The sequence below is a fragment of the Mesorhizobium sp. WSM1386 genome, assembly GCF_055901595.1.
In genome coordinates this window covers 92229-117786 of the sequence record NZ_CM148373.1, presented here as the reverse complement: position 1 = coordinate 117786, position 25558 = coordinate 92229, and the positions used below count along the sequence as shown (strand labels likewise).

The 25558-nt window shown below is 64.7% G+C and carries 22 protein-coding genes; 6 read left to right on the top strand and 16 right to left on the bottom strand.

The window, feature by feature from the left end:
- Positions 1-34: 34 nt before the first annotated feature.
- From AC0NIH_RS00555 to AC0NIH_RS00545, 3 genes are all read right to left on the bottom strand, one after another.
- Complete coding sequence (locus AC0NIH_RS00555; RefSeq protein WP_023766380.1) at positions 35-709, bottom strand: amino acid ABC transporter permease; 675 nt, start codon at positions 707-709, stop codon at positions 35-37.
- A gap of 144 nt (positions 710-853) precedes the next feature.
- Positions 854-1651 carry an ABC transporter substrate-binding protein gene (locus tag AC0NIH_RS00550; protein ID WP_473463441.1) on the bottom strand — a complete coding sequence of 266 codons (798 nt, stop codon included), beginning with the start codon at positions 1649-1651 and terminating at the stop codon, positions 854-856.
- Between the two features lie 396 nt (positions 1652-2047).
- Positions 2048-2809: an HpcH/HpaI aldolase family protein gene (locus AC0NIH_RS00545; protein ID WP_473463438.1), complete on the bottom strand. Its 762-nt coding sequence runs from the start codon at positions 2807-2809 to the stop codon at positions 2048-2050.
- A gap of 121 nt (positions 2810-2930) precedes the next feature.
- Here AC0NIH_RS00545 and AC0NIH_RS00540 point away from each other — a divergent pair, with 121 nt between their 5' ends.
- Complete coding sequence (locus AC0NIH_RS00540) at positions 2931-4022, top strand: LLM class flavin-dependent oxidoreductase (protein ID WP_473463436.1); 1092 nt, start codon at positions 2931-2933, stop codon at positions 4020-4022.
- Between the two features lie 223 nt (positions 4023-4245).
- On the opposite strand, the gene AC0NIH_RS00535 is transcribed toward AC0NIH_RS00540, so the two are convergent.
- From AC0NIH_RS00535 to AC0NIH_RS00475, 13 genes are all read right to left on the bottom strand, one after another.
- Positions 4246-4641: a RidA family protein gene (locus tag AC0NIH_RS00535; RefSeq protein WP_473463434.1), complete on the bottom strand. Its 396-nt coding sequence runs from the start codon at positions 4639-4641 to the stop codon at positions 4246-4248.
- Positions 4642-4695: 54 nt separating this feature from the next.
- The gene (locus AC0NIH_RS00530; protein ID WP_473463431.1) at positions 4696-5844 is read right to left on the bottom strand and encodes an acyl-CoA dehydrogenase family protein; all 1149 of its coding nucleotides are present in this window, start codon (positions 5842-5844) and stop codon (positions 4696-4698) included.
- A gap of 227 nt (positions 5845-6071) precedes the next feature.
- Positions 6072-6884, bottom strand: coding sequence for an enoyl-CoA hydratase family protein (locus tag AC0NIH_RS00525; protein WP_352716157.1), 813 nt, complete (start codon positions 6882-6884; stop codon positions 6072-6074).
- On the bottom strand, positions 6881-7351 hold the full coding sequence (locus tag AC0NIH_RS00520) for a MarR family winged helix-turn-helix transcriptional regulator (RefSeq protein WP_013891350.1): 471 nt from the start codon (positions 7349-7351) through the stop codon (positions 6881-6883). The genes AC0NIH_RS00525 and AC0NIH_RS00520 overlap by 4 nt, the downstream gene beginning before the upstream one ends.
- Positions 7345-8118, bottom strand: a complete 774-nt coding sequence (locus AC0NIH_RS00515) for an SDR family NAD(P)-dependent oxidoreductase (RefSeq protein WP_473463429.1) — start codon at positions 8116-8118, stop codon at positions 7345-7347. Before AC0NIH_RS00515 ends, AC0NIH_RS00520 begins: the two co-directional genes overlap by 7 nt.
- Positions 8115-10409, bottom strand: a complete 2295-nt coding sequence (locus AC0NIH_RS00510; protein ID WP_473463426.1) for a bifunctional salicylyl-CoA 5-hydroxylase/oxidoreductase — start codon at positions 10407-10409, stop codon at positions 8115-8117. The genes AC0NIH_RS00515 and AC0NIH_RS00510 overlap by 4 nt, the downstream gene beginning before the upstream one ends.
- Positions 10410-10552: 143 nt before the next feature.
- Positions 10553-11152, bottom strand: a complete 600-nt coding sequence (locus AC0NIH_RS00505) for a VOC family protein (RefSeq protein ID WP_473463424.1) — start codon at positions 11150-11152, stop codon at positions 10553-10555.
- A 77-nt stretch (positions 11153-11229) separates the two neighbouring features.
- Positions 11230-12066: an ATP-binding cassette domain-containing protein gene (locus AC0NIH_RS00500; RefSeq protein WP_473463421.1), complete on the bottom strand. Its 837-nt coding sequence runs from the start codon at positions 12064-12066 to the stop codon at positions 11230-11232.
- Positions 12059-12937, bottom strand: a complete 879-nt coding sequence (locus tag AC0NIH_RS00495; RefSeq protein WP_473463418.1) for an ABC transporter ATP-binding protein — start codon at positions 12935-12937, stop codon at positions 12059-12061. The genes AC0NIH_RS00500 and AC0NIH_RS00495 overlap by 8 nt, the downstream gene beginning before the upstream one ends.
- Positions 12934-13782, bottom strand: a complete 849-nt coding sequence (locus tag AC0NIH_RS00490; RefSeq protein ID WP_473463416.1) for an ABC transporter permease — start codon at positions 13780-13782, stop codon at positions 12934-12936. The genes AC0NIH_RS00495 and AC0NIH_RS00490 overlap by 4 nt, the downstream gene beginning before the upstream one ends.
- Positions 13775-14782, bottom strand: coding sequence for an ABC transporter permease (locus tag AC0NIH_RS00485; protein ID WP_473463414.1), 1008 nt, complete (start codon positions 14780-14782; stop codon positions 13775-13777). The genes AC0NIH_RS00490 and AC0NIH_RS00485 overlap by 8 nt, the downstream gene beginning before the upstream one ends.
- Before the next feature lie 221 nt (positions 14783-15003).
- Positions 15004-16530, bottom strand: a complete 1527-nt coding sequence (locus AC0NIH_RS00480; RefSeq protein ID WP_473463411.1) for an ABC transporter substrate-binding protein — start codon at positions 16528-16530, stop codon at positions 15004-15006.
- Between the two features lie 110 nt (positions 16531-16640).
- Entirely contained in the window at positions 16641-18215 is a 1575-nt protein-coding gene (locus tag AC0NIH_RS00475) for a phytoene desaturase family protein (protein ID WP_473463408.1), read from the bottom strand.
- Positions 18216-18333: 118 nt separating this feature from the next.
- Between AC0NIH_RS00475 and AC0NIH_RS00470 the strand changes: the two genes are divergently transcribed.
- The 5 genes from AC0NIH_RS00470 (at position 18334) to AC0NIH_RS00450 (ending at position 25322) form a co-directional block, all read left to right on the top strand.
- Positions 18334-19125 carry a cyclase family protein gene (locus tag AC0NIH_RS00470; RefSeq protein WP_224690205.1) on the top strand — a complete coding sequence of 264 codons (792 nt, stop codon included), beginning with the start codon at positions 18334-18336 and terminating at the stop codon, positions 19123-19125.
- A gap of 305 nt (positions 19126-19430) precedes the next feature.
- On the top strand, positions 19431-21002 hold the full coding sequence (locus AC0NIH_RS00465; protein ID WP_473463406.1) for a phytoene desaturase family protein: 1572 nt from the start codon (positions 19431-19433) through the stop codon (positions 21000-21002).
- The gene (locus AC0NIH_RS00460; protein ID WP_287272723.1) at positions 21002-21484 is read left to right on the top strand and encodes a MarR family winged helix-turn-helix transcriptional regulator; all 483 of its coding nucleotides are present in this window, start codon (positions 21002-21004) and stop codon (positions 21482-21484) included. Before AC0NIH_RS00465 ends, AC0NIH_RS00460 begins: the two co-directional genes overlap by 1 nt.
- Before the next feature lie 102 nt (positions 21485-21586).
- Positions 21587-23740 (top strand): thiamine pyrophosphate-dependent enzyme, encoded by a 2154-nt coding sequence (locus AC0NIH_RS00455; RefSeq protein WP_473463404.1) that lies wholly within the window; start codon positions 21587-21589, stop codon positions 23738-23740.
- Positions 23733-25322 carry an indolepyruvate oxidoreductase subunit beta family protein gene (locus tag AC0NIH_RS00450; RefSeq protein ID WP_473463401.1) on the top strand — a complete coding sequence of 530 codons (1590 nt, stop codon included), beginning with the start codon at positions 23733-23735 and terminating at the stop codon, positions 25320-25322. The genes AC0NIH_RS00455 and AC0NIH_RS00450 overlap by 8 nt, the downstream gene beginning before the upstream one ends.
- Positions 25323-25558 lie beyond the last annotated feature (236 nt).

The following is a 25558-nucleotide window of genomic DNA, read 5'->3' as shown; positions in this document are numbered from 1 at the left end:
AAGGACTTGAGCGGGACGGAATCGGTTGGCGAGGTCAGCGCGTCTTTTCGGTCTTGAAGCGGTCTTCAAGCAGGCTGACGAGGCGGACCATCGGCCAGAGGAAGATGAGATAGACCAATGCCGCGCCGATCAGCGGCGAGGGATTGGCGTAGAGCGATTGCGCATTGGTTGCTTCCTTGAGCAGTTCCGGCAGCGCCACCGTCGAGGCGAGCGAGGTGTCCTTGAACATCGAGACGCAATTGCTGGTCATCGGCGGGATCACCACGCGGACCGCTTGCGGCAGCACCACCTTGCGCAGGGTCAAAAGGAACGGCAGACCAAGCGCCTGCGAGGCCTCGAACTGGCCGCGCGGAATGCTCTCTATGCCGGAGCGGAACACTTCGGCGGAATAGGCCGACATGATGATCGCGAACGCTGTCACGGCGGACGCCCAGGATGACAAGCGAATGCCGAGGAAGGGCAGCGCGTAGTAGATCAGGATCAGCACCACCAGCACCGGCAGGGCCCGGAAAATGTCGGTGTAGCCGACCGCCAGCCAGCGGAGCGGCTTCGGCGCATAGAGCCGCAGCAGGCTGATCACCAGGCCGATGGGGATGCCGATGCCGATGCTCAGGATTCCGAGCAGCAGTGTGTTCAGGAAACCACGCAACAGCGCCGGCAGGCTCGACGCGATGACATCGGCGTTGAAGAAAGTGTCGATCAGCGACATGGGAGCGTTCCCGAGAGCAACGGATGCTCAGGTTGAAACCAGTTGACCCGCGCCTGCAGCGGGATGGCCTGCGGCAGCCGGTGCCGGAGCATGAAATGAATCGTGCCGGCGTGGAAGGCCGGCACGATGTCAATGCATTGCCGCTCAGGCCTTCGGCAGCGGCATTTCCTTGACGGTCGACGAGTCGGCCGGCGCGTCGCTGCCGAACCACTTCTTATGGATCGCGGCCAGCGTGCCGTCCTTCTTCATCGCGGTCAGCGCGTCGTTCAGCTTGCCGAGCAGCGGATGGTCCTTGGTCATCATCAGGCCGTACTGTTCGCCGGTCTTGATGCGCTGCTTGACCTTCAAATCCTTCATCTTGGTGAAGGAGTATTCCATGCCTGGAATGTCGCTGACAGCGGCATCGACGCGGCCGGCGCTGAGGTCGAGCAGCAGGTTCTGCTGCGTGTCGTAGCCCTTCACGTCGCTGAAGCCGTCGGCTTCCTGGTGCCCCTTGACCCAGGTCTCGCCGGTCGAGCCTGACAACACGCCGAGGATCTTGCCCTTGAGGTCGGCCTCGGTGCTGACAGCGCTGTCGGTCTTCGTCGCGATGCCCATGTCGGAATCATAGTAGGGCTGCGTGAACGACTGCGACTTCAGCCGCTCCGGCGTGATGGTGATCGACGAGATCGCGACATCGATGCGTTTCGAGGTGGTGGCGGCGAACAAGGCCTGGAAGCCGAGATCGGCGATGTCGGTGGTCATGCCGACGCGCTTGGCCGCCTCGTTGACGATGTCGACTTCGAAACCCTCGAAGGTGCCGCTCTCGTTCTTGTACTCGAAGGGCGGATTGGTCGGGTAGGCGCCGACATTGAGCACATCGGCGGCATAGGCGGCGGCTGGGCCGGCGGCAATACCGATGGTGGCCGCGAGAAGCATGAGATTGCGACGGGTGAGTTTCATTTGGTGTTCCCTCTGGGGTGTTCCCTCTGGTTGTTGATCGGGCGGGATTTCCCGCACGGTTTCTTGCCGTCCCACCTCCCAGCGGGGCGTCAATTCATGGCGGCGAGCCTGCGCGCGCGATTGGTGAGATTCTTTGCATGCGGAGCACGGGCGCGCACGCCATCGAAAGCATAGCGCGCGTTCGACGATGACTGGGCCGGTACAAACGACAAGGACTGAACCCTCCCACCCCGAACTCGACGACGGACTAGCCGGCAACCCTTTGGCACGGCAGTCGCCCATCGACTTTGAATGCTATCCAAAGTGAGGCGCTTTTCAAGGCGAAAGTTTTAAGCTTAAAAAGCTTGGCTGGCCTGTTGTGTGGCCGATACGCCTTTTTGCCTGGCTGCGCCCGCCTCAAGCCAATTCGTCGCGTGCGGCGGCACAGTTGGCCGCGGTGCCGGCGCCAAGAAACATCGTGTCGCTGGCCAGCACGAAGAAACTCGCCCCGATGGCCGCCCATCGGCTGACATTCTGCGGGCTGGCGCAAAATATGCCCGCTGTCCTGCCTTGTGCGATCGTCGCGCCGATGATCGTCCGGATTGCATCAGCGAGTTTGTCAGCGCCGCTTGGTCCGACCGCATCGATCGAAACCGAGAGATCGCCGGGGCCGACGAAGACCATGTCGACGCCTTCCACGGCCGCGATCGCCTCGATGTTGGCAAGCCCCTCCGCTGTCTCGACCTGGACCGCGACGACGGTCCTGTCGTTGGCGGCGGCCAGATATTCGGGAATGCGATAGCCGTAGCCGGCGGCCCGGCCGGGTCCGACGCCGCGCTCGCCTTTCGGCGGGTAGCGAGATGCCTTCACCGCTGCTTGCGCCTGTGCCGCCGTGGAAACGCGCGGCACAAGCACGCCTTGCGCGCCGCTGTCGAGTGCCGTCTGTATCGCTTCCGGCGCATGGCCGGGAACGCGCACCATCGCCGGAACGCGGTGGACATCGGCAGCACGCACCATGGTCTCGATCATGTCGCGCGAAATCTGCGCATGCTCCCAGTCGATGCAGAGGAAATCGAGGCTGGACTGTGCCATCACTTCGACCGCGACGGGATGAGGAATGGCGGCGAAGGAACCGACGAGGTTCGTCCTGCCGATGCATTTCTGGCGGAATTCGCTCATACCGTACCCTTTTTCATGCTGCCTGGATTCATATCCGCAAACCATCGCCAGACGAAGCTATTTCATGCTTGAAATATTTTCGCGGGGCCGTAGCGTGCGATCTTCGCCGGGAGGTCGCGACATGAACAAACCACATCCCTTGCACGGCCCCAACAAACTGAAGCTCGGCGTCTTTTCCACCAATGCCGATGGCGGTCTGGCCATCACCGATGTGCCGGAACGCTGGACGGCAAGCTGGCAGGACAATCTGACGGCCGCCCAGATCGCCGACCGCGCGGGGCTGGAGTTCATGCTGCCGATCGCCCGTTGGCGCGGCTTCGGCGGCCGCAACAAGGTGCGCGAATGGTCGTTCGAGACTTTTACCTGGGCGGCGGCGCTGGCCATGGCCACCGACCGGATCGGTCTGTTCATGACCGTGCATGTGCCGCTGGTGCATCCGCTCTATGCCGCCAAGGCGCTGGCAACGGTCGACCACATCAGCCAAGGCCGCGCCGGCCTCAACATCGTCTGCGGCTGGAACCCCAAGGAATTCGGCATGTTCGGCACGCCCTTGGTCGAAAAGGGCTACGACCAGGCTGCGGAATGGATCGAGATCCTGGAGCGGCTTTATGCATCGAGCGAGCCTCTCGACTACGAAGGCACCTACTATCGCCTCAAGGAAGCCGTCAGCCGGCCGGCCAGCCTGCAGGTTCCGCGCCCGGTGACCATGAACGCCGCTTTCGGCGGCCCGGGCCGCGATTTCGCCGCCGCCCGATGCGACTATCTGTTCACGACCTTCTCGGAGATCAGCGATGCCGGCAAGCATGTCGCCGACATCAGCGAGCGGGCCGACAGAGTGGGCCGCGATGTCGGCGTCTACACCGTGGCGCATGTCGTCTGCCGCCCGACCATGGAGGAGGCGCAGGCCTATTACACGCGCTATGCCGTCGATATGGCCGACCATGACGCGGTCGATGCCCATATGGCCGGCAAGAAGGAATTCTCGCAGTCGCACGACCCTCATGCCTATGACCGTTACCGGCAGCGTTTCGCCGGTGGCGCCGGCACATATCCTTTGATCGGGACGCCGGAAACGATCGCCGCCGACATGGCCGCCATTGCCGGGCATGGCTACCAGGGCATCGCCCTGTCCTTCGTCAATTACACGCAGGAGCTGCCCTATTTCTGCGATCACGTGCTGCCGATTTTGCGGAAGGCGGGGCTGCGCGAATAGGAGTGGTTAGCCGAAGACGTTCCCAACGTCGTCATCCACGGGCGGAGCAGGAGCGAAGCGACGTCGCGGAGACCCGAGGATCCATGCCGTGGCCTTAGTGGTGTAATGCAGCGGTGCAGAATTCTGGACAGTAGTGACGCATCGGAGTCCCGGCATGGATCCTCGGGTCTGCGCCGCGTCGCTTCGCTCCTTGCTCCGCCCGTGGATGACGAAGCGGTGGCGTTTAGTCCGGGATCACCGCCGTCGCCTGGATCTCCACCTTGGCGCGGTCCTCGACCAGCGCCATCACCTGCATGGCGGCCATCGCCGGAAAATGCCGGCCGATCACCTCGCGATAGGCCTCGCCAATCCCCCTGAGATTGGCCAGGTATTCGGTCTTGTCGGTGAAATACCAGGTCATCGAGGTGATGTGCTGCGGCGTGGCGCCCACCTCGGCCAGCACCGCCACGATATTCGCAAGCGTCTGCCGCACCTGGCCGACAAAATCGTCGGTTTCGAACTGGCATTGCCCGTTCCAGCCGACCTGTCCGCCCACGAAGACGAGCCGCCCACGCGCCGCGACGCCATTGGCGTAGCCGACCGGTTTGGCCCAGCCCGCCGGCTGCAAAATCTCGTGCATTTCAAGCCTCCCGGTATTTCAAAAATCCAAGTCTCAAAATCGAATATCTCGCCGTCAGGCCGCGCCCATCACTTGCCGCGCGATGACGACTTTCTGCACGTCCGAGGCGCCCTCATAGATGCGCAGTGCGCGGATCTCGCGATACAGGCTCTCGACGATGTGGCCTTTGCGGACCCCGTCGCCGCCATGCAGCTGCACGGCCTTGTCGATCACGTCCTGCGCCTTGTCGGTGGCGAACAGCTTGGCCATCGCCGCCTCGCGCGTCACCCGGGCCGCGCCCATGTCCTTGGTCCAGGCGGCGCGGTAGATAAGAAGGGCCGCCGCATCGACGTCGAGCGCCATGTCGGCGATGTGTCCCTGCACCATCTGCAGTTCGCCCATCGGCGCGCCGAACAGCTTGCGCTCGGCCGCCCTCTTGATGCTCTCATCCAGCGCGCGGCGGGCAAAGCCGAGTGCAGCCGCACCGACGGTCGAGCGGAACACGTCCAGCACCGACATGGCGATACGGAAGCCGTCGCCGGGCTTGCCGATCAGTGCGGCGGCGGGCAGGCGGACCTGATCGAAGGACAGTCGCGCCAGCGGATGCGGCGCGATCACTTCGAGACGCTCGGCGATGCCAAGTCCCTTGGCGTCACCGGGCACGAGGAAGGCCGAGAGCCCCTTGGCACCCGGCGCCTCGCCGGTGCGGGCAAAGACGACATAGAGATCGGCGATGCCGCCGTTGGAAATCCAAGTTTTTTCGCCCGTAAGGACATAGCCGTCGCCGTCGCGGGTCGCCGTCATCTCCGTGTTGGCGACATCCGATCCGGAGCGCGGTTCCGACAGGGCAAAGGCCGAAATCGCCTTGCCGGCGCGTGTCTTCGAAAGCCATTGCTGCTGCTCCGGCGTGCCGAACAGGCTGAGCGCGCCGGTGCCCAGCCCCTGCATGGCGAAGGCGAAATCCGCCAGCCCATCATGCCGCGCCAACGTCTCGCGCGTGATGCACAAAGTGCGCACGTCGAGTGGTGCGGGATTGTCCGTGTCGAGTGCCGTCGGCTTCAGCCAGCCGTCGCGGCCAAGTTTCGCCACGAGTTCGCGGCAGGCGGCGTCGACGTCGTGGTGGTCGACGGGGAGGTTTTGCTGGCACCAGGTTTCGAGTTGTTCGGCGAGGTCGCGATGGCGGTCCTCGAAGAAGGGCCAGTTGAGGAAGGAACGGTCAGGCATTGGTGCCTCCGCGGTTGAGGCGTTGCGCTCTACGGCGCCCCCCTCTGTCCTGCCGGACATCTCCCCCTCTAGGGGGGAGATTGGCAGATCGGGCGCCGCGGCAATTCTTGCGACGCCGGAGATTAGCGAAAGCGCGGGGGACGTCCGATCTCCCCCCTTGTGGGGGAGATGTCCGGCAGGACAGAGGGGGGCGCTGTCCCGCCAGCATTTCTAGCAATGCGCCCATCTCAATTCCCCTCGAACACCGGCTTTTCCTTGGCCACGAACGCCTTGTAGGCGCGCTCGAAATCGCGCGTCTGCATGCAGATCGCCTGCGCCTGCGCTTCGGCCTCGATCGCCTGGTCGAGGCCCATCGACCATTCCTGGTTCAACTGCGTCTTGGTGATGCCGTGGGCGAAGGTCGGACCGGAGACGATGCGCGCCGCCATGTCGAGCGCGTCGGCCTCGAGCGCTGCCGCGTCGACCAGCCTGTTGTAGAACCCCCAGCGCTCGCCCTCGGCGGCCGTCATGGTGCGGCCGGTGTAGAGCAGTTCGGCGGCGCGGCCCTGGCCAATGATGCGCGGCAGGATCGCGCAGGCACCCATGTCGCAGCCGGCGAGGCCGACGCGCGTGAACAGGAACGCGGTCTTGGCTTCCGGGGTGGCGATGCGGATGTCGGAACTCATGGCGATGATGGCGCCGGCGCCGACCGCGACGCCGTCGACCGCCGCGATGATCGGCTTGCCGCAATTCAGCATCGCCTTGACGAAATCGCCGGTCATGCGGGTGAAGGCCAGGAGCTCTTTCATGTCCATCTTGACCAGCGGACCGATAATGTCGTGGACATCGCCGCCGGAGCAGAAATTGCCGCCGTTGGACAGGAACACCACGGCGTCGACATCGTCGGCATAGACGAGGTCGCGGAACGTATCGCGCAGTTCCGCATAGCTGTCGAAGGTCAACGGGTTCTTGCGCTCCGGCCGGTCGAGCCGGACCTTGGCGATCCTGCCCTCGACTTCCCACAGGAAATGCTTCGGCTTGAGCCCGGCCATCCCGGTCATTCGCGTCCCTCCCAGTTGCTGCGGAACGAGGTCAGCATGCCGGTCAGCCGGCGCGCGTCGTCCTCGCTGACCTTGCCCAGCAATTCGCCGATCCAGCCCTCATGCGCGGCGGCGATGGTGGCAAAGGATTTGGTGCCTTCATCGGTCAGCCGCACCATAGAGGTGCGGCGGTCGCCATTGCGGCGGGCGCGGGCCACCAGCCCTTCTGACACGAGCCGATCGACAATGCCGGTGACGTTGCCGTTGGACACCAAAAGGAAGCGCGACAGGTCGCTCATCAGCATGCCTTCCGGCGCGCGATAGAGCGCGGCCATCACGTCGAAACGCGGCAGCGTCGTGTTGAAGTCCTTCTTCAGGCGCTCTCGCAATTCAGCCTCTATGGTGCGCGAGGCACGCAGCAGCCTGATCCACAGGCGCAAGCGGTCCTTGCCGGGTCCCGATGGCGCGGGCAGGGGTCCGGCTACCATGTTTCACCTCCCGAGATGGAAATCGCCTGTCCGGTGATCGATTGCGCCGCATCGCCGCACAGCCACAGCACGGCGGCGGCAACCTCTTGCGGCTGGATGAGGCGGCCTTGCGGATTGGTCGAGGCAAGGCTCGCCCGCGCTTCGCCGGCCGAACGGCCGGTCTTTTCGATGATGCGCTGGATGGACTGTTCCAGCATGTCCGTCTCCACGAAACCCGGACACACGGCGTTGACGGTGACGCCGGACTTGGCGGTCTCGGCGGCAAGAGCCCGCATCAAGCCGACGACGCCATGCTTGGCGGCGACGTAAGGTGCGACATAGGCGTAGCCCTTCAGCCCGGCCGTGGATGCGATGAACACGATCCGCCCTGCCTTGCGCGCGGCCATCCTGGCCAGTGCCGGCTTCACCGTCAGGAAAGCGCCGGTCAAATTGACGTCGAGCGTGTGCTGCCAATCGGCGAGCGTGGTCTTGTGCGCCGGTGTGCTGCCGGCCATCCCGGCATTGGCGACGACGATGTCGAAGGCCCCGCGCGCGGCTTCTGCCGTCTCGTAGAGCGAGGACATGGACTCCTCATTGGTGACATCGGCGGTGATGCCAAAAATGCGGTCGCTTTCGCCGGCCACCTTGGCAAGCTCGGCTTCCCGGCGACCGCAAATGGTGACGTCGATGCCGGCGCCCGCCAGCGCCAATGCGATGGCCCGGCCGACACCGGAACCGCCACCGGTGACCAAAGCATGCTTGCCGGGGATCCTGGTCGCGCCCGTCATACTTTCAGCCCCGCGGCGGCATCGCGCTCGGCCAGGCGGTAGAGCTGGTCGCGTCCGGGCAGATAGGGATCCGGCCATTTCACGCCACGGTCGCCAAGCGTCACGGCGGCATGCAGCGTCCAGTAGGGGTCGGCGAGATGCGGCCGGGCCAGGGCCACCAGATCGGCGCGGCCGGCCATCAGGATCGAATTCACGTGGTCGGGTTCGTAAATGTTGCCGACAGCCATCGTCGCCATGCCGACCTCGTTGCGGATGCGGTCGGAAAACGGCGTCTGGAACATGCGGCCATAGACCGGCTTCGCCAGTGCCGATGTCTGGCCGGCCGAGACGTCGCAGATGTCGACGCCGGCCTCATGCAGCAGCCGCGCGATCTCGACCGCGTCGGCCGGTGTCACACCTTCGATGCCCACCCAGTCATTGGCCGAAATGCGCATCGAGATCGGCTTTCCCGCCGGCCAGGCGGCACGCACCGCGCGGAAGACTTCGAGGGGATAGCGCATGCGGTTTTCCAGGGAACCGCCATACTGATCCGTGCGCCGGTTGGTGACCGGGGTGATGAAGGACGACAACAGATAACCGTGCGCGGCGTGGATTTCGAGCATGTCGAAGCCGCAGCGATCGGCCATCTCGGCCGAGGCCACGAATTGGTCGCGCACTTTGTCCATGTCGGCGCGGTCCATCGCCTTCGGCATCTGATTCTGCGGCGACCACGCGACGGCGGAAGCCGCCATGACCGGCCAGTTGCCCGAGGTCAGCGGCACGTCGGTGCCTTCCCAGCCGAGCCGGGTCGAGCCCTTGGCGCCGGAATGGCCGATCTGGGCGCAGATCTTGGCCTCGGTCTCGGTGTGGACGAAATCGACCAGCCGCTTCCATGCCACCTCGTGTTCGGGCGCGTAGAAACCGGGACAGCCGGGCGTGATCCGCCCCTCGGGGCTGACGCAGGTCATCTCGATATAGATGAGGCCGGCGCCGCCCTTGGCGCGCTCGGCATAGTGGGTGAAATGCCAGTCGGTCGGGCAGCCGTCGACGGCCCTGTACTGCGCCATCGGCGAGACGACGACGCGGTTGCCGAGCTGCATGTCGCGTAGCTTGAACGGGGCGAACATCGGCGCGCGGCGCAGGCTGTTGCCGCCGGCGCCGGCCTGGCGCTGGAACCATTCTTCCGCGCCACCCAGCCATTCGGCATCGCGCAGCCGCAGATTCTCGTGGCTGATGCGCTGCGAACGGGTCAAAAGCGAGTAATTGAACTGCACCGGATCGAGGCCGAGATAGCGCTCGACCTCCTCGAACCATTCCAGCGAATTGCGCGCCGCCGATTGCAGCTTCAGCACCTCGGTGCGGCGCGCATCCTCATATTTGCGGAAGGCGGCGTCGAGGTCCGGCTCGGTCTCGACATACTCGGCCAGCGCCACGGCGCTTTCCAGTGCGAGCTTGGTGCCGGAGCCGATCGAGAAATGCGCCGATGCCGCCGCGTCGCCCATCAAGGCCAGGTTCTTGTAAGACCAGCGTTCGCACAAGACGCGCGGGAAATTGATCCAGGCCGAACCACGGATGTGGTTGGCATTGGTCATCAGTGCGTGGCCGCCAAGATGTTTGGCGAAGATCTTCTCGCAGACGGCGATCGATTCCTGCTGCGTCATCGCGCCGAAGCCGAAGGCAGCCCAGGTCTGTTCGCTGCACTCGACGATGAAGGTCGCTGTCTGGCTGTCGAACTGGTAGGCGTGCGCCCACACCCAGCCATGCTCGGTCTTCTCGAAGATGAAGGTGAAGGCGTCGTCGAATTTCTGGTTGGTGCCCAGCCAGACGAACTTGCATTTGCGGGTGTCGATGTCGGGCTTGAAGATATCGACGAAGCTGTTGCGCGCCCTGGAGTTCAGCCCGTCGGCGGCGACGACCAGGTCATGCGTCTCCATGTAGGGCTTGGGATCGGCGATATCGCTCTCGAACATCAGCTTGACGCCGAGTTCGCGCGCGCGCCGCTGCAGCAGGATCAACAGCCGCTTGCGGCCGATGCCGCAGAAACCGTGGCCCGACGAGACCGTGCGCACACCGTCATGGATGACGGCGATGTCGTCCCAATAGGCGAAATGCTTCTTGATCCAGACGGCGCTGACCGGGTCGTTCTTCGACAGATTGTCGAGCGTCTCGGCCGACAGCACGACGCCCCAGCCGAATGTGTCGTCGGCGCGGTTGCGCTCGTACACCGTCACATCATGCGCGGCATCCCTGAGCTTCATCGAAATGGCAAAGTAGAGGCCGGCTGGTCCGCCGCCGAGAACCGCAACCTTCATCTGTGCGATCTCCTCTTCGCTTGCTGCGTCTCAAGTATCGCGCCGGAAGTCAGATATTTCAAGCTTAAAGTTTTATGCCGAAATCATTGGCAAGCATCGGGGCGGCGCGCTTGCGTGTCGCTCCGCAAGCGCGCCGCCAAATATCACTTTTCCGGGTTCTTCGGGCTCCACAGCACTGTCTCGGCGCCCTTCTCATAGGCCATCCCCGTGGGATAGCTGATCGCTTCCAGCTGCAGTCCCCATGGCGCCTGGAAATAGAGGATGGTCTGGCCGGCGGCGGGCCCTTCCTTGACCGGCAAAGGTCCCAGGCGTGTCTTGACGCCCTTGCCATCGAGATAGGCTTTGGCGGCGGCGACATCGTCGACATAGAAGGCGATGTGGAAGCCGCCAATGTCGCTGTTCTTCGGCGTCAGGTCCTTCTGGTCGGGCGCGGTGTATTTGAACAGCTCGATGTTCGATCCATAGCCGCAGCGGACCATGGTGACCTGCTCGATGACGGCCTTGGGATCGACACCCAGGAGATCCTGCATGAAGGTGCCGTTGTCGTCGGCGAACGGGCCGAACGACATCGCCTTCTTGCAGCCGACCACCTCGGTGAAGAAGTCGACCGCTTGCTTCATGTCGGGAACGGTGATGCCGGTATGATCGTGGCCGCGCATGCCCGGGATCGAACCGGCGCTGGCCATGCTGGCGCTGCCGAGCATCGCGGCGGCGAGCGTTGCAATTGTGATTGTGGTCTTCATGTCGGTCCTCTCCATTTGACGGGACTTGGGTCTTTGTGGTCGCACGTCTGGACCCGCTCTTCGGCGTGCGTATGCATTCATGTCGGCGCCTTGACGGCGGAAGGAATGTCCAGCCAGCCCGCATCGATCTCGGGCAGCGGAATGGCCGCGATCAGGTCGCGCGTGTAGGCCTGCCGCGGCTTGTCGAACAGCGCGTCGGTGGCGCTCGCCTCGACAATCACGCCTTCGCGCATGACGATCACCTGCTGGCAGAGCCGCCGGATGACGGACAGATCGTGGCTGATGAAGGCGACCGTCAGGCCCATTTCCGCCGCGAGCTTTTCCAGCAGGGTCAGGATCTGCGCTTGCGTCGAAACGTCGAGTCCGGAGACGATCTCGTCGGCCAGCACGAATTTCGGCGACAGCGCCAGTGCGCGCGCAATGCCGACGCGCTGGCGCTGGCCACCAGACAATTCGTGGCGGTAGCGGCTGGCAAAACTCTGCGGCAGGCCGACACGTTGCAAGGCCTCGGCGACGCGGCTCTTGAGGTTGTCGCCAAGGCCGTTCTGCTTCAGCGGAGCGGCGATGATGCTGGCAATGGTGCGACGCGGGTTGAGCGACGACATCGGATCCTGGAAGATCATCTGCAGGTCGCGGCGCAACGGCCGCAGCTCATTCTCCGGCAGATGCGTGATATCGCGGCCGTCGAAGCGGATGCTGCCGGCGCTGGGTTCCGAGAGCCGCACCAAGGCGCGGCCGAGCGTCGACTTGCCGGAACCGGATTCGCCGACGATGCCGGTTACCGATCCCTGGGGCAGGTCGAAGTCCAGCCCTTTCAGGATCTGGGCCAGGGGCGCGCGGCCGATCAGCGGCTTGCGCGTCATGTCGGGCAGCGCGACCTTCAGCCCGCGCACGGAAAACAACGGCTCAGCCATGCGGTCGCCTCCAGGCCTGGTCGGCGGCGGAGATCTCGGCGGCGAGCCCGGCCAGCACCGTCTCGTCCACCGGTTTCAGCGAGGCGAGCGGGTCCGTGTAGCGCGGCGTGGCAGCCATCAGCGCCCGTGTGTAGGGATGCTGCGGCGCGGCGAACAGAGCAGCCGTATCGGCCTCTTCCACCACCTTGCCGGCATAAAGCACCGACACTTTCTGGCTGATCTTGGCGACGACGCCGAGGTCATGAGTAACGAACAGGATCGCCGTGCCGTGTTCGCGCTGCAATTGCGCGATCAGCCGCAGGATCTGCTTCTGCACGGTGACGTCGAGCGCAGTGGTCGGCTCGTCGGCGACGATCAGCCTTGGCTCGGCGGCGAAGGCTGCGGCGATCAGCACGCGCTGGCGCATCCCGCCGGACAATTCATGTGGATAGCTTTTCAGCACCCGGTCGGGGTCGCGGATCTGCACCTCGTCCAGCAACTGGCGAATTCGGGTGTTGGCCTTCTCTGCACTCCAGCCGAGAATGCGCACCAGCCGGTCGGTCATCTGCGAGCCGATGCGGCGCGAGGGGTTGAGCGCCGTCAATGGATCCTGCGGGATCAGCGCCGTCCGGGCGCCGATCAGCGTGCGCCGTGCCTTGGGCGCTAGCTTGCCAAGATCCTCGCCCTCGAGCCGCATGTCGCCTTCGACGATGCGCACGCTCGACGGCAGGACACCGAGCACCGCCTTGCCGATCATCGTCTTGCCGGCGCCACTCTCGCCGACCAGCGCGCGGACCTCGCCAGGCTGCACGGAGAGCGAGACCGAACGCAGCACGCGTTGGCCGTTCGGCAGCAAGGCGCTCAGATTGGCGATATCGAGACAGGCGCTCATCGCAGCACCGGGTCGAAACGCGTCTTCAGCGCTTCGCCAAACTGGCTGAACGACAGCACGGTGAGGATCAGCGTCACCAGCGGAAACACCAGAACCCACCAGGCCTGATGGATCGACAGCCGGCCTTCGGCGATGATGCCGCCCCAGGTCGGATCGTCGGTCGAGATCGACAGATTGACGAAGGACAGGATCGCCTCGACGATGACGGCGATGCCCATTTCCAGCGACAACAGGGCCACGATCGACGGCACCACATTGGGCAGCACTTCGCGCAGCATGATGCCGATGCGGCCATAGCCGGCGATGCGGGCATTCTCGACATAGTCCATGCGCGACTGGCCCATCGTCTCGGCCCGGATCACCCGGCAAAAACGCGTCCAGTCGATGACGGCAATGGCGATGATGACGGAGCTGAGGCCGGTACCGAGCACGGCCACCAAAAGGATGGCGAACAGCACCGGCGGGAACGCCATCCAGACATCGACGATGCGCGAGATGATGCGGTCGGCCCAGCCGCCGAAATAGCCGGCGATAAGCCCCAACGTCGAGCCGACCAGGCAGGCGGCGATCGCAGCGGCAAAGGCGACGATGAAGGCGATGCGGCCGCCGAAGATCAGCCGGGACAACAGATCGCGGCCGAGGCTGTCGGTGCCGAGCCAATAGCCGGGCTCGGCGCCATCGAGCCAGAACGGCGGCAGCCGCTCCAGCATCAGATCCTGCGCCAGCGGATCCTGCGGCGCGACCAGTGGTGCCAAGATCGCCGCCAGCAGCGCCAGCAGCAGCCAGCCGCCGGCCAGCCACAGGCGTGGTGACACACCTCGCCTTCGTGCGCGACCCTCATCCATGGCGCAGCCTCGGATTGAGCAGCGCATACATCATGTCGACGGAAAGGTTGATCAGCACGAACAGCAGCGCGAAGACCAGCACGATACCCTGGATCAGCGGCAGGTCGCGGTTGATGACGGCATCGATCGCCATATTGCCGAGGCCCTCATAGGAAAACAGCCGTTCGACGATGACCGTGCCGCCGATCAGGAAGGTGAACTGCACGCCGACCAGGGTCAGCGTTGGCAAAGCGGCGTTCTTCAGCGCCTCGCGCAGGATGACCTGCGTTTCCGAAAATCCCTTCACCCGCGCCAGCACGACATAGTCGAGGTCGAGCACTTCCTTCAGCGACTGCTTCAACAGTTGGGAGATGATCGCCGCCAGCGGCAACGCCAGCGCCACCGCCGGCATCAGCATGTGCTTCAGCAGGTCCCAGGTCAGGTCGAAGCGCAGGCGTAAAATGCTCTCGAACAGATAGAACTGGGTGACGAAGGGCAGGTCGAGTTGCGGCGACACGCGGCCGGAAATGTCGAAGATCGGCACCAGCACGCCGAACAAAAGGATCAGCACCAGGCCCCACAGGAAGTCGGGAATGGACAGTGCCGTCCCGCTGGCGACGTCGATGCCGGCTTCGACCGCCGTGCCGCGCTCGCGGGCGCCGAGGACCGCCGTCGTGCCGCCGAGCGCCACCGCCATGATCAGCGCTACGGTGGCGAGTTCCAGCGTCGCCGGCAGCCGGTTGAAGACAAGGCCGAGCACGTCTTGCCTGAGCGAAATCGAGGTGCCGAAATCGCCCCGGACCACGCCGGACAGCCAGATAAAGAATTGCTGCACGATCGTCTTGTCGAGCCCATAGAGCGCCCGCAGCCGGGCAATGTCGGCATCGGTCGCGCCGGGCGGCAGCATCATCGCGATCGGATCGCCGGGCGCGACGCGGATCACGACGAACACGACGACGGCCACGCCGAACAGCGTGATCAGCATCGTCAAAAGACGGATCAGGAGGCGTTGCAGAAGCATGCCGGCGTAAGTCCAGTGCGGTTCAGTAACGGATGGAACGCGCGGCCCCTTCATCCGGCCGCTTCGCGGCCACCTTCTCCCCCAGGGGGAGAAGAGGTCGCCGACAGTTGAGCCAGTCTCTTCTCCCCGCCGGGGAGAAGGTGGCCCGATGGGCCGGATGAGAGGGCCTGCGTAGTCGGAGAGGCACGTCGCCTTCGCGACGGCATGCCTCTTAGCTTGTCTCAGGCCGGGGTCATCAAGGCCGGCAGCAGGGCGCCGGACACATGCTGGACCACGTTGACGCCCTTGGCATGCACGATCGGCTGCGCGTACTGCATCAGCGGCAGCACATAGGCCTGCTCGGCGATGTACTTGTCGACCGCCTTCCAGCCGGCTATGCGCTTGGCTTCGTCCTTCTCGCCCCATAGCGGGTTGATCATGTCGATCAGGTCCTGGCTGTCCCACACGGAGTGCGGGCTCGGGCCATACATGGCAAAGCCGGCCGACGTGGTTGGATCGCCGATGGCATTGCCCCAATTGTAGAAGGCGGCCGGCGCCAGCTTGTCGGCGGCGCGCAACTCGTAGTGCTTGGCGATTTCGTAGACCTCGATCGTCGCCTCGATGCCGACCTTGCGCCACATGCCGACGATCGCCTGGATCATCTCATAGTCCTTGGGCTTGAAGCCCTTGGTCGTCTGGATGGTGAACTTGACCGGCTTCTCCGGCGAATAGCCCGAGGCCGCCAGCAATTCCTTGGCCTTTTCCGGATTGTGCTCGACCTTGATCGAGGCGTCGAAGGCCGTGTACTCCGGTGTCTCCAGCGTAGCGATCGGCTGGCCATAGCCTCGCAGTAGCCGCTTGACCAAAAGCTCCTTGTCCACCGCCATGACGGCGGCTTGGCGGACATTCTTGTCCAGCATCGCTTCAATGTCGTTGAAGAAGATCATGCCGATGTCGGAAACCGGCTTGCACGAGCCGGCAAGTCCGTCCTTGGCGATCAGCCGGTCATACTCCTCATAGGGGATTTCGAGCGTCACCTGCGAGGAGCCGGACTCGATCTCGGCGACGCGGCTCGCCGCATCGGCGACGAACTTGATCGTCACATTCTCGAAGGCCGGCTTGCCGCCCCAGTAGGTCGGATTGGCCTTCAGCCGCAGGAAGGCATTGCGCTCGAACTTCTCGACCATGTAGGGGCCGGTGCCGATCGGTGCTTTCTCGAAACCTTCGGCGCCTACCTTCTCGTAATAGGCCTTAGGCAGGATGTAGCCGGTCAGGAACGACATCCATTTGAAATAGACCGGGTCGAACTGCACGACATCGCCGGTGATCTTGTTGCCGTCGATCTTGAAGTTGTTGACGTTCTTCCAGACGAACTGGATCGGGTTGCCGGTCTTTTCGTCGCCAGCCCGTTGCAGCGACCACACCACGTCCTCGGGCGTGAAGGGCGAGCCGTCATGCCATTTCACGCCTTCGCGCACCGTCATCATCACCTTGGTGCGGTCGTCGTTCCAGCCCCATTCGGTAAGCAGGCCCGGCGCGAAGGACAGGTCCGGCTTCTGCGGGATGAACTGGTCGAACACCGACTGGTAGAGGCCCTGGATCGTCGGGTTGACCGCCGAAGGGCCGGTCGTCGGATCCCAGGACGGCAGGTTGACGTTATAGGCGATGGTCAGTTCGCCGGCAGCCTTGGCGATCTGTGGCAGGCCAATTGCGGCCACGCCGAGTGCCGCGGCACTGTATCCGAGCAATTCGCGTCTGTTGATTGTCATGGTCGTTCCCCTTGTTGGTTATTGTCGTTGCGCGGCGGTGTCGGTTCATTGTCTCAGGCTTCGTGGGCAGCAGCGCCTTGCCTCCCGTCGCCTCCATAAAATCTTCGGGCCTACCTCCCGCCAAGCTGTTGCGCCAGCATGAAGCCCGAGGCCGCACCGGTGCCCGCACCGGGCCATGTCGCGGCCCCGGTGAGATGCAAATTGGCGACCGGCGTGTTCCAGCCGGCATAGCCGCGCGCCGGGCGGAACAGGAAGTTCTGCGCCAAATGATGGCTGCCGCAGACCTGGTCGCCGCCGACGAGGTTCGGGTTCTCGCGTTCGAGGTCGATGGGCGAAAACACCGCCCGGCCGAGGACTTTGCTTCGCAGGCCGGGCGCATAGGTCTCTATGATGTCGAGCACGCGCTCGGCGTAGACATCCTTGACCTGGTCCCAATGCGCGGGCGCGATCTTGCCGGCGGCATCGCCCAGGATTTCGGCGGGCAGCATGCGCACCTGCACCCACAGCACGTGCTTGCCCTGAGGCGCGCGCGACGGATCGATCGCGGTCGGCTGGCCGACGACCAGCACCGGTTCGTCCGGCAGCATGCCTGCCATCGCCTGCTGGTAGGTGCGCGACATGGCGTCGAGCGACGGCGATAGATGCACATAGGCGAACTGCCGAAGTTCTGATCCCGCGCGCCAGTCCGGCAAGTCGTCGAGTGCCAGGTGGATCATCATCGTGCCCGGCGCATGGCGGAATTTCTGCATCGCCGTGTCGAAGCCGGTATCGCCCGAACCGTTCGCCAGCAGCTTGCCGGTCAGCGCCTTGGGCGCGACGCCGGCGATGACCGCCCTGGTGGCTGCATGCGTTTCACCCGAAGCGAGCCGCACACCGGTCGCCTTGCCGGCTGAAACCGTGATTTCCGCCACTTCGGCGCCGGCGACGATCCTGCCGCCGGCGGAGATGACCATGCCCGAGAGCGCCCGGATGATGGTGTCGGCGCCGCCCTTGCCCAGCACCATGCCGAAGCTCTGGTTGGCCATCGATTCCAGATAGGGGAAGACGGCGCCGCCGGCGATATCCGGCGCGAAGTCGAGATGCATGCCCCAGGTGGCGAGCGTCGCCCGCACATGCGGCGACTCGAAGTTTTCCTCAAGCCAGGCGCGGGGCGAGGACAACAGCAGACGGCCAGTGTCGAGCGCTCCTGAAAAACCCTTCTTGCGCCAGAGGTTCCACGCCGTGCCGGCCAGTGCGCGGGCGCTCATCGGTGAGCCCAGCAGCCGGAACAGATGCTCGGCCTCCGCCGGGAAGGCGGCTACCAGTCGGCGCCATGTCGCGGCATCGGCGGCCGAGAAGGCGGCCATGCGGCTCGCGGTCTTCTCCAGGTCGTTGCTGACGCCGAACCAGCGTCCGTCGGGAAAGGCACTGGCGAAACAGTCGGCGACCGGCGCGAACTCCAGCCCCTGAGCTTTTAATTCATTTGCATATTTCCGGTGGAAGGCGGAGCCGGCAAACAGGCTGAGATTCATCGCGCCGAAGTCGTGGCGAAAGCCGGGAAGCGTATATTCGCGCGTCTGGACGGCGCCGCCGATTGCTGCGCTGCACTCGAAAATCCCGGTTTTCCAACCTTTGAGCGCCAAATGCGCGGCGCATGCCAGACTGTTGTGGCCCGCCCCGACAAAGATGGCGTCGAACTCGCTCACGCCCCGTTCCCATTTCCTTTATGCTTAAAGATAATTGCAGATGCATATGTTTTCGTCTAGTAGGATATTAAGGGCCGAGACGAGCCTTGATCATCATCGAAAAGAGGGAACCGAGACCATGGACACTCAAAAACTCCTCGGCGAGGTCGCCGGCCAGTTGCTTTCAGGCGCCATCAGGGTGGTCGACCTGTCGGCGCCGCTCGGGCCGGATACGCCGCTGATCAAGCTGCCGCCGGAGCTTGCCGTCGACACGCCGAAGGTCGAGATCCACAACATCTCCCGCTATGACAAGAACGGCCCATGGTGGGCCTGGAACTGGCTGAAGCTCGGCGAGCATTCGGGCACCCATTTCGATGCGCCGCAGCATTGGATCAGCGGCAAGGACTATCCGGACGGCGCCACCGACACCATTCCGGCACAGAACTTCGTCGGCCCGGTCAACGTCATCGATTGCTCGAAGGAAGCTGCCGCCGACCACGATTTCCTGCTCACCGTCGACCACATCAAGGCATGGGAAGCCGAGCATGGCGCGATCAATGCCGGCGAATGGGTGGTGATGCGCACCGACTGGTACAAGCGCAACGGCTCGGAAGCCGAGTTCCTCAACGCCAACGAGACCGGACCGCACACGCCCGGCCCGACGGCGGAAGCCATTCAGTTCCTGATCGGCAAGAACATTAAGGGCTGGGGCTCGGAGACGATCGGCACCGATGCCGGCAAGGCCGGCGGCATGGAGCCGCCATTCCCGGCGCATACGCTGATGCACAAGGCCAACCGCTATGGGCTGGCCAGCCTCTGCAACCTCGACCAGCTGCCGCCGAAAGGCGCCATCCTGATCGCCGCGCCGCTGAAGATCGAGCACGGCACCGGCAGCCCGATCCGCGCCCTGGCGCTGGTGTCGGGAAAATAGAGCGAGATGGGTCTTCGGGAGAAGATCATGGGTGAAGGCGATGCGTTGGTGACAGCTGAGGGGTGGCAGGCTTGCAACGCCGCCACTCTACGGCGCCCCCCTCTGTCCTGCCGGACATCTCCCCCTCTTGGGGGGAGATTGGCAGCTTCGGCGCTCTGCTCATTCTTGCAGCGTCGTAGATTCGCGAAAACGATCGTGGTGAAGGCCAATCTCCCCGCTTGAGGGGGAGATGTCCGGCAGGACAGAGGGGGGCGCCGTAGGGCGCTGACCTCGCAAGCCTACCCGCTGCCCGCAGGAAACCACCGATGAAAGCGCCCGATCACATCATCGTCGGCAGCGGCATCAACGCGCTGGTCTGCGCGGCGATGCTGGGGGGCAAGGGCGCGAAGGTGCTGGTGCTCGAGCGCAACGACCGCATCGGCGGCTGCATGCGCACCGAGGAGATCACTGCGCCGGGCTTCATCCATGACGTGATGGCGACGACCTTCGTGCTGTTCATCACCTCGCCGGCCTTCGCGGCACTGGGCGCTGACCTCGCCCGGCACGGGCTGGAATTCTGCCACACGGCAACGCCGACCGGCGTGCTGCGGCCGGACGGCAGCCATGCCGTGCTCGGCACCGACCGCGCCGCCAACGTCGCCGCCCTCAATGCGATCGCGGCTGGTGACGGCGACCGCCACGCCGACGATGTCGGCGGCATCGAGCGCAATGCCGGCCTTTTGTTCGGCCTGCTCGGCGGCAGCCTGTGGTCCTTTCCGACGGCGAAGCTGCTGGCCGGCGATGCCTGGCGGCGTGGTCCGCGTGGCCTTGGCGCCTTTCTCGGCGAAGCTTTGGTGCCGGCGCGCGGCTGGCTGGAAAGCACCTACCAGTCCGAGACCATCCGCGCGCTGTGGGCGCCCTGGGTGCTGCATGCCGGGCTTGGACCGGAAGATGCGTTTTCCGGCCAGATCGCCAAGGTGATCGCCTTCGCGCTGGAAGCCGCCGGCGCGCCCATCGTCAAGGGCGGGGCGAAGAACCTGCTGTCAGCCTTCGAGGCGCTGATCGCCGAGCGCGGTGGCGTCATCTCCACCGAAGCCGACGTTGCCTCGATCATACTGACAGGCGGCCGCGCCACCGGCGTGCGGCTGGCCTCGGGCGAAACGGTCCATGCCAGCAAGAGCGTCATCTGCTCGGTGACGCCAACGCAGCTCTATGGCCGGCTGCTCGGCGAGGAGGCGCCCAAGGCCGATATCGAGGCGACGCAGAAATTTCGCTACGGCAAGGGCAATTTCCAGATCCACTACGCCCTCGATAAACCTCCGGCATGGGGGGGCGATGGCTTGGACAAGGTGGCGCTGCTGCATCTGACGCCTGGACTGGACGGCGTCTCGAAGGCCTGCAACGAGGCAGCGCGCGGCATGTTGCCGGACGTGCCGACCATCTGCGTTGGCCAGCCGCACGCGCTCGACCCGTCGCGCTGCCCGGAGGGCAAGGCGATCCTGTGGCTGCAGCTGCCCGAGGCGCCTCGCCACGTCAAGGGCGACGCGGCAGGCAAGCTGCAGGTCCCGGCCGACGGGCAATGGACCGACGCGTTGCGCGAGGCCTATGCCGATCGCGCCGAAGCGATCCTCGCCAGCCACATCGACGGCTTCAAGGACAGCATCATCGCGCGCCGCGCCTATTCGCCGGCCGATCTTGAAGCGATGAACATCAATCTGGTCGGCGGCGATCCCTATGGCGGTTCGTCGGCCCTCGACCAGTCCTTCCTGTGGCGGCCGTTCAAGACCAGCCGCAACCATCAGACCGGCATCAAGAACCTCTACCATATCGGCGCCTCGACCCATCCGGGCGCGGGCCTCGGCGGCGGCTCCGGCTTTCTGCTGGCGGGGAGGCTGTGATGGAACAGAAGGTCGCCGAAAAGCGCCAGCGCATCTCGACCCTCGGGCAGATCGGCCTGCAGCAATTCGCGCCCTATCTGATGAACCGCATCATGGGCCGCTACAACGCCACCTTGCGCGACGATTTCCGCAAGCAGGGCCTGACCATTCCGCAGGTCCGCACGCTTGCCGTGCTGTCGGTCACCGACGGCATCACCGTCAACGACCTTTCGGTCTATACGGTGATCGAGCAGTCGACCTTGAGCCGCACGCTCGACACGCTGGAAGGCCAGGGCCTCGTGCGGCGTGAGCAAGGCGTCACCGACAGCCGCATCCGCCATGTGTTCCTGACCGACGATGGCCGCGCCGAGTTCGCCCGCGCCTGGCCGGCCATGCATGACGCATTCGAGGCGATGTTCGACGATGTCGACGATGCCGAATATGCGGCCCTCATCGCCACGCTGCAGAAGATGCTGAAGAACATTCGCAAGCACGACATCTGATGCATGTCGCCCAAAACTGGATCGGGTTTGGGGAACCGACATGCATAAACAAGGACTTTAGATGGACGCCGCCAATTCCGGCGGCAACGGAAGGAGGCAGAGATGGCCGAACGGTCTTTTGCCAAGGAAGTCGAAAAGCTCAGGCTCGGCGCCGGCGAGGAATTCGCGGGCGAGGGCATTCTCGCCATCACCAAGGCGCTGCTGCAATGCGGCGTCGGCTATGTCGGCGGCTATCAGGGAGCGCCGATCAGCCATCTGATGGACGTGCTGGCCGACGCGCAGGACATTCTGGGCGAGCTCGGCGTCCATTTCGAGGCCAGCGCCTCGGAAGCCACCGCCACCGCTATGCTCGCCGCCTCGGTGCATTACCCGATCCGTGGCGCCGCCACCTTCAAGTCCACCGTCGGTACCAATGTCGCCTCCGATGCGCTGGCCAATCTGGCGTCCGGCGGCGTCACCGGCGGCGCGCTGATCATCGTCGGCGAGGATTATGGCGAGGGCTCCTCGATCATGCAGGAGCGCAGCCATGCCTTCGCCATGAAGAGCCAGGTCTGGCTGCTCGACCCGCGTCCGAACCTGCCGTCGATCGTCAAGGCGGTTGAGGACGGTTTTGAGCTGTCCGAAATCTCCAACACGCCGGTCATGCTGCAGGTCCGCATCCGCTGCTGCCATGTTCATGGCCATTTCATCGCCAAGGACAACAAGCGGCCGCCGATGACGGTGGCCGAGGCGCTGGAAGCTCCGCGCCGCGACACCGGCCGTATCGTGCTGCCCCCCGCCTCCTTCCTGCACGAAAAGGAGAAGGTCGCCAAGCGCTGGCCGGCGGCGGTGGATTTCATCACCAGGAATAAGATCAACGAATTCTTCGGCTCGGACCACGGCTCGGTCGGCATCGTCATGCAGGGGGGCATGTACAATTCGGTCATCCGCGCGCTGCAGCGGCTCGGCCTTGCCGACACCTATGGCGACACCGACGTGCCGCTCTACGTGCTCAACGCCGTCTATCCGCTGATCGACGACGAGTTCCTGTCGTTCTGCGAGGGCAAGCAGGCGGTGCTGGTCGTCGAGGAAGGCCAGCCCAATTACATCGAACAGGCCTTTGCGGCCATGCTGCACAAGGCGGGACGTGGCACCAGGCTGGTCGGCAAGGAGCACCTGCCGATGGCCGGCGAATACACCGGCCAGGTCATGCTCGACGGCATCGGCGCCTTCCTGCGCGCCGAGGCGCCGCATCTTCTGCCCGGCGAAGTGCGAGCGCCCAACAAGGTCGGCGACGGCGTCGACACCGCGGACCTGATCAACGTCGTGCCGGGCCGTCCGCCGGGCTTCTGCATCGGTTGCCCGGAGCGGCCGATCTTCGCTGCGACCAAACTGGTCGAGCAGGAGTTGGGCAAGCACCACATCGCCTCCGACATCGGCTGCCATTTGTTCTCGATCATGCCGCCCTTCGAACTCGGCGCCACCACCATGGGCTATGGGCTGGGGCCTGCCTCGGCCTCCGCGTTCAATTCGCCGGACGCCAAGCGCCGCTCGATCTCCTTTGTCGGCGATGGCGGCTTCTGGCACAACGGCCTGACCTCCTCGATCGGTAATGCGGTGTTCAACAAGAACGACGGCGTCATCGTCATCGTCGACAATTTCTATTCGGCAGCCACCGGCGGCCAGGACATCCTGTCATCGCGCGCCGGCAACAAGACCAAGTCCACGAAACATCCGATCACCGAGGCGGTGAAGGGCATGGGCGTCAAATGGCTGCGCCATGTCGACCGCACCTATGATGTCGGCAAGATGCAGGACACGTTGCGCGAGGCGCTGACGACGGAGGAGAAGGGGCCAAAGGTCATCGTCGCTTCGTCCGAATGCATGCTGAACCGCCAGCGCCGTGAAAAGCCGCTGGTCGACAAGGCGATCAAGGGCGGCGAGCGGGTGATCAAACCGAAGTTCGGCGTCGACGAGGACATCTGCACCGGCGACCATGCCTGCATGCGGCTCTCCGGCTGCCCGTCGCTGTCGGTGAAGTCGCTCGACGATCCGCTGCGCGACGATCCGGTGGCATCGATCGACCAGAACTGTGTCGGCTGCGGCAATTGCGGCGAGGTCGCCGATGCGGCGGTGCTGTGCCCGTCCTTCTACCGCGCCGATGTCGTGCACAATCCGAGCCGCTGGGATCGCTTCCTCGAAGCCAGCCGCCGCGCCACCATCGGCCTGTTGCAGCGCCGCCGCGAAAGCCGGCGGCTGACCTTCGCCGATGCTTGACGCCGTGCCGCCATTCCGCGCCCGCCCCGACGCCCAGGATGACGAGCGCGTCATCAAGCTCGCCGTGCTGGCGGTCGGCGGCCAGGGCGGCGGCGTGCTCGCCGACTGGATCACCGACGTTGCCGAGCGCAACGGCTACGTCGCGCAATCGACTTCGGTCGCCGGCGTGGCACAGCGCACCGGCGCCACCATCTATTATGTCGAAATGGCGCGCGACACCGGCCGGCTTCCGGTCTTCGCGCTGTCGCCGTCGCAAGGCGATGTCGATGTCCTGATCGCCGCCGAATTGATGGAGGCCGGCCGCGCCATCATCCGTGGCTTCGTCACGCCAGAACGCACCACGCTGATCGCCTCCTCGCACCGGATCGCCGCCGTGTCGGAAAAGATCGAGCCGGGCGACGGCCGGGCCTCGTCGTCCAAGGTGCACGCCACGGCGGAGGCGGCATCGAAGCGCTTCATCGCCTTCGATATGGAGAAGATCGCCGCCGACAACGGCTCGATGATCTCGGCCAGCCTGCTCGGTGCTCTGGCGGGGTCCGATGCTCTTCCGTTCACGAAGGAAAGTTACGAGCAGGCGATCGGAGCTGGCGGCCGGGGCGTGAAAGCCAGCCTTGCCGCTTTTGGCGCCGCGTTTGACCGCGCGCGTGGCGCGGCGGCGCCTGCGCCAAAGCCGTCGGAGCCGGCGATTGTTGAATCCGCCCTGGGTGCAGGGCGCGTCAGTGGTCCGCAAAGCCTGCTGCAAGGCTGGCAGGCCTTGGCCGCCCGCATCGACCTGATACCAGTCGCCATGCGCGACATGGCGCTCCGGGGTCTGAGAAAGGTAGTCGACTACCAGGACATCGCCTACGGGCGCGAATATCTCGACCGGCTGGACAAGGCCATCGCGCTGGACGGCGCCGGACATGGCCATGCTTTGTCCACCGCGGCGGCAAAGCATCTCGCCAACGCAATGTGCTACGACGACATGATCCGCGTCGCCGATCTGAAGACGCGCTCGACGCGCGACAAACGTGTGCGCCGCGAGGTTGGCGTCAAGGCCGGCTCGATCCTGCAGGTGACCGAATATTTCCATCCGCGCATCGAGGAGTTCTGCGGCACGCTGCCGGCGGGGCTCGGCAGCTATATCGAGAACCGGCCGAAGCTTGCCGCCTTTCTCGACCGCCGCATCAACCACGGCCGCCGCATCCGCACCGACAGCTTTGCCGGCTTTGCGGCACTGTGGTTCATCGGCGGCCTGCGCCGCTGGCGCCGTCGCCTGCTGCGCCACCAGGTGGAACTTGCCCATCTGGAACGCTGGTACGCATTGGCGCTCAGTCATGTACCGGCCGACTATGCGCTGGCCGTCGAGATCCTCAATTGCCGCCGGCTGATCAAGGGTTACAGCGACACCCACGTCCGCGCCCAGTCGAAATTCGACCGCGTGCTGTCGGCGCTCGATCTGCTCAAGGGCCGCGCCGATGCCGCCGACTGGATCCGCCGCTTGCGCGAGATGGCGCTGAAGGACGAGAAGGGCGACATGCTCGACGGCGCGTTGAAGACGGTGGCGACGCTGGGGCCAGATCCGGCACCTGGGACGCCCTAATATTGACAGACCCACCGGCCGCCGCTTCCGTTTTCAGCGGCGGTGAACGCTGTTCATTTTTCCGCTTGAACAATGTTCAAGACGTGGTAGAGTGCGATTATGAACGATGTTCATTTATTGGACATCGATCGCAGTAAGGAAGTTTAACCAGCTCACGACTATCACTGAGATTGAAACAGCGCCTGCAACCCGCAGGGCCCACCGACAGTCGCAGTCGCAGGGTTCCGCCAAATGGA

Excerpts from the sequence above, each read along its gene's own strand:
- AC0NIH_RS00520 (WP_013891350.1), bottom strand. The coding sequence starts at position 7,351 with ATGGTAGCCGGACCCCTGCCCGCGCCATCGGGACCCGGCAAGGACCGC.
- AC0NIH_RS00465 (WP_473463406.1), top strand. The coding sequence starts at position 19,431 with ATGAAAGCGCCCGATCACATCATCGTCGGCAGCGGCATCAACGCGCTG.
- AC0NIH_RS00460 (WP_287272723.1), top strand. The coding sequence starts at position 21,002 with ATGGAACAGAAGGTCGCCGAAAAGCGCCAGCGCATCTCGACCCTCGGG.
- AC0NIH_RS00535 (WP_473463434.1), bottom strand. The coding sequence starts at position 4,641 with ATGCACGAGATTTTGCAGCCGGCGGGCTGGGCCAAACCGGTCGGCTAC.
- AC0NIH_RS00505 (WP_473463424.1), bottom strand. The coding sequence starts at position 11,152 with ATGAAGACCACAATCACAATTGCAACGCTCGCCGCCGCGATGCTCGGC.
- AC0NIH_RS00545 (WP_473463438.1), bottom strand. The coding sequence starts at position 2,809 with ATGAGCGAATTCCGCCAGAAATGCATCGGCAGGACGAACCTCGTCGGT.
- AC0NIH_RS00550 (WP_473463441.1), bottom strand. The coding sequence starts at position 1,651 with ATGAAACTCACCCGTCGCAATCTCATGCTTCTCGCGGCCACCATCGGT.
- AC0NIH_RS00490 (WP_473463416.1), bottom strand. The coding sequence starts at position 13,782 with ATGGATGAGGGTCGCGCACGAAGGCGAGGTGTGTCACCACGCCTGTGG.
- AC0NIH_RS00540 (WP_473463436.1), top strand. The coding sequence starts at position 2,931 with ATGAACAAACCACATCCCTTGCACGGCCCCAACAAACTGAAGCTCGGC.
- AC0NIH_RS00495 (WP_473463418.1), bottom strand. The coding sequence starts at position 12,937 with ATGAGCGCCTGTCTCGATATCGCCAATCTGAGCGCCTTGCTGCCGAAC.
- AC0NIH_RS00530 (WP_473463431.1), bottom strand. The coding sequence starts at position 5,844 with ATGCCTGACCGTTCCTTCCTCAACTGGCCCTTCTTCGAGGACCGCCAT.
- AC0NIH_RS00500 (WP_473463421.1), bottom strand. The coding sequence starts at position 12,066 with ATGGCTGAGCCGTTGTTTTCCGTGCGCGGGCTGAAGGTCGCGCTGCCC.
- AC0NIH_RS00470 (WP_224690205.1), top strand. The coding sequence starts at position 18,334 with ATGGACACTCAAAAACTCCTCGGCGAGGTCGCCGGCCAGTTGCTTTCA.
- AC0NIH_RS00455 (WP_473463404.1), top strand. The coding sequence starts at position 21,587 with ATGGCCGAACGGTCTTTTGCCAAGGAAGTCGAAAAGCTCAGGCTCGGC.
- AC0NIH_RS00485 (WP_473463414.1), bottom strand. The coding sequence starts at position 14,782 with ATGCTTCTGCAACGCCTCCTGATCCGTCTTTTGACGATGCTGATCACG.
- AC0NIH_RS00480 (WP_473463411.1), bottom strand. The coding sequence starts at position 16,530 with ATGACAATCAACAGACGCGAATTGCTCGGATACAGTGCCGCGGCACTC.
- AC0NIH_RS00515 (WP_473463429.1), bottom strand. The coding sequence starts at position 8,118 with ATGACGGGCGCGACCAGGATCCCCGGCAAGCATGCTTTGGTCACCGGT.
- AC0NIH_RS00555 (WP_023766380.1), bottom strand. The coding sequence starts at position 709 with ATGTCGCTGATCGACACTTTCTTCAACGCCGATGTCATCGCGTCGAGC.
- AC0NIH_RS00450 (WP_473463401.1), top strand. The coding sequence starts at position 23,733 with ATGCTTGACGCCGTGCCGCCATTCCGCGCCCGCCCCGACGCCCAGGAT.
- AC0NIH_RS00525 (WP_352716157.1), bottom strand. The coding sequence starts at position 6,884 with ATGACCGGGATGGCCGGGCTCAAGCCGAAGCATTTCCTGTGGGAAGTC.
- AC0NIH_RS00510 (WP_473463426.1), bottom strand. The coding sequence starts at position 10,409 with ATGAAGGTTGCGGTTCTCGGCGGCGGACCAGCCGGCCTCTACTTTGCC.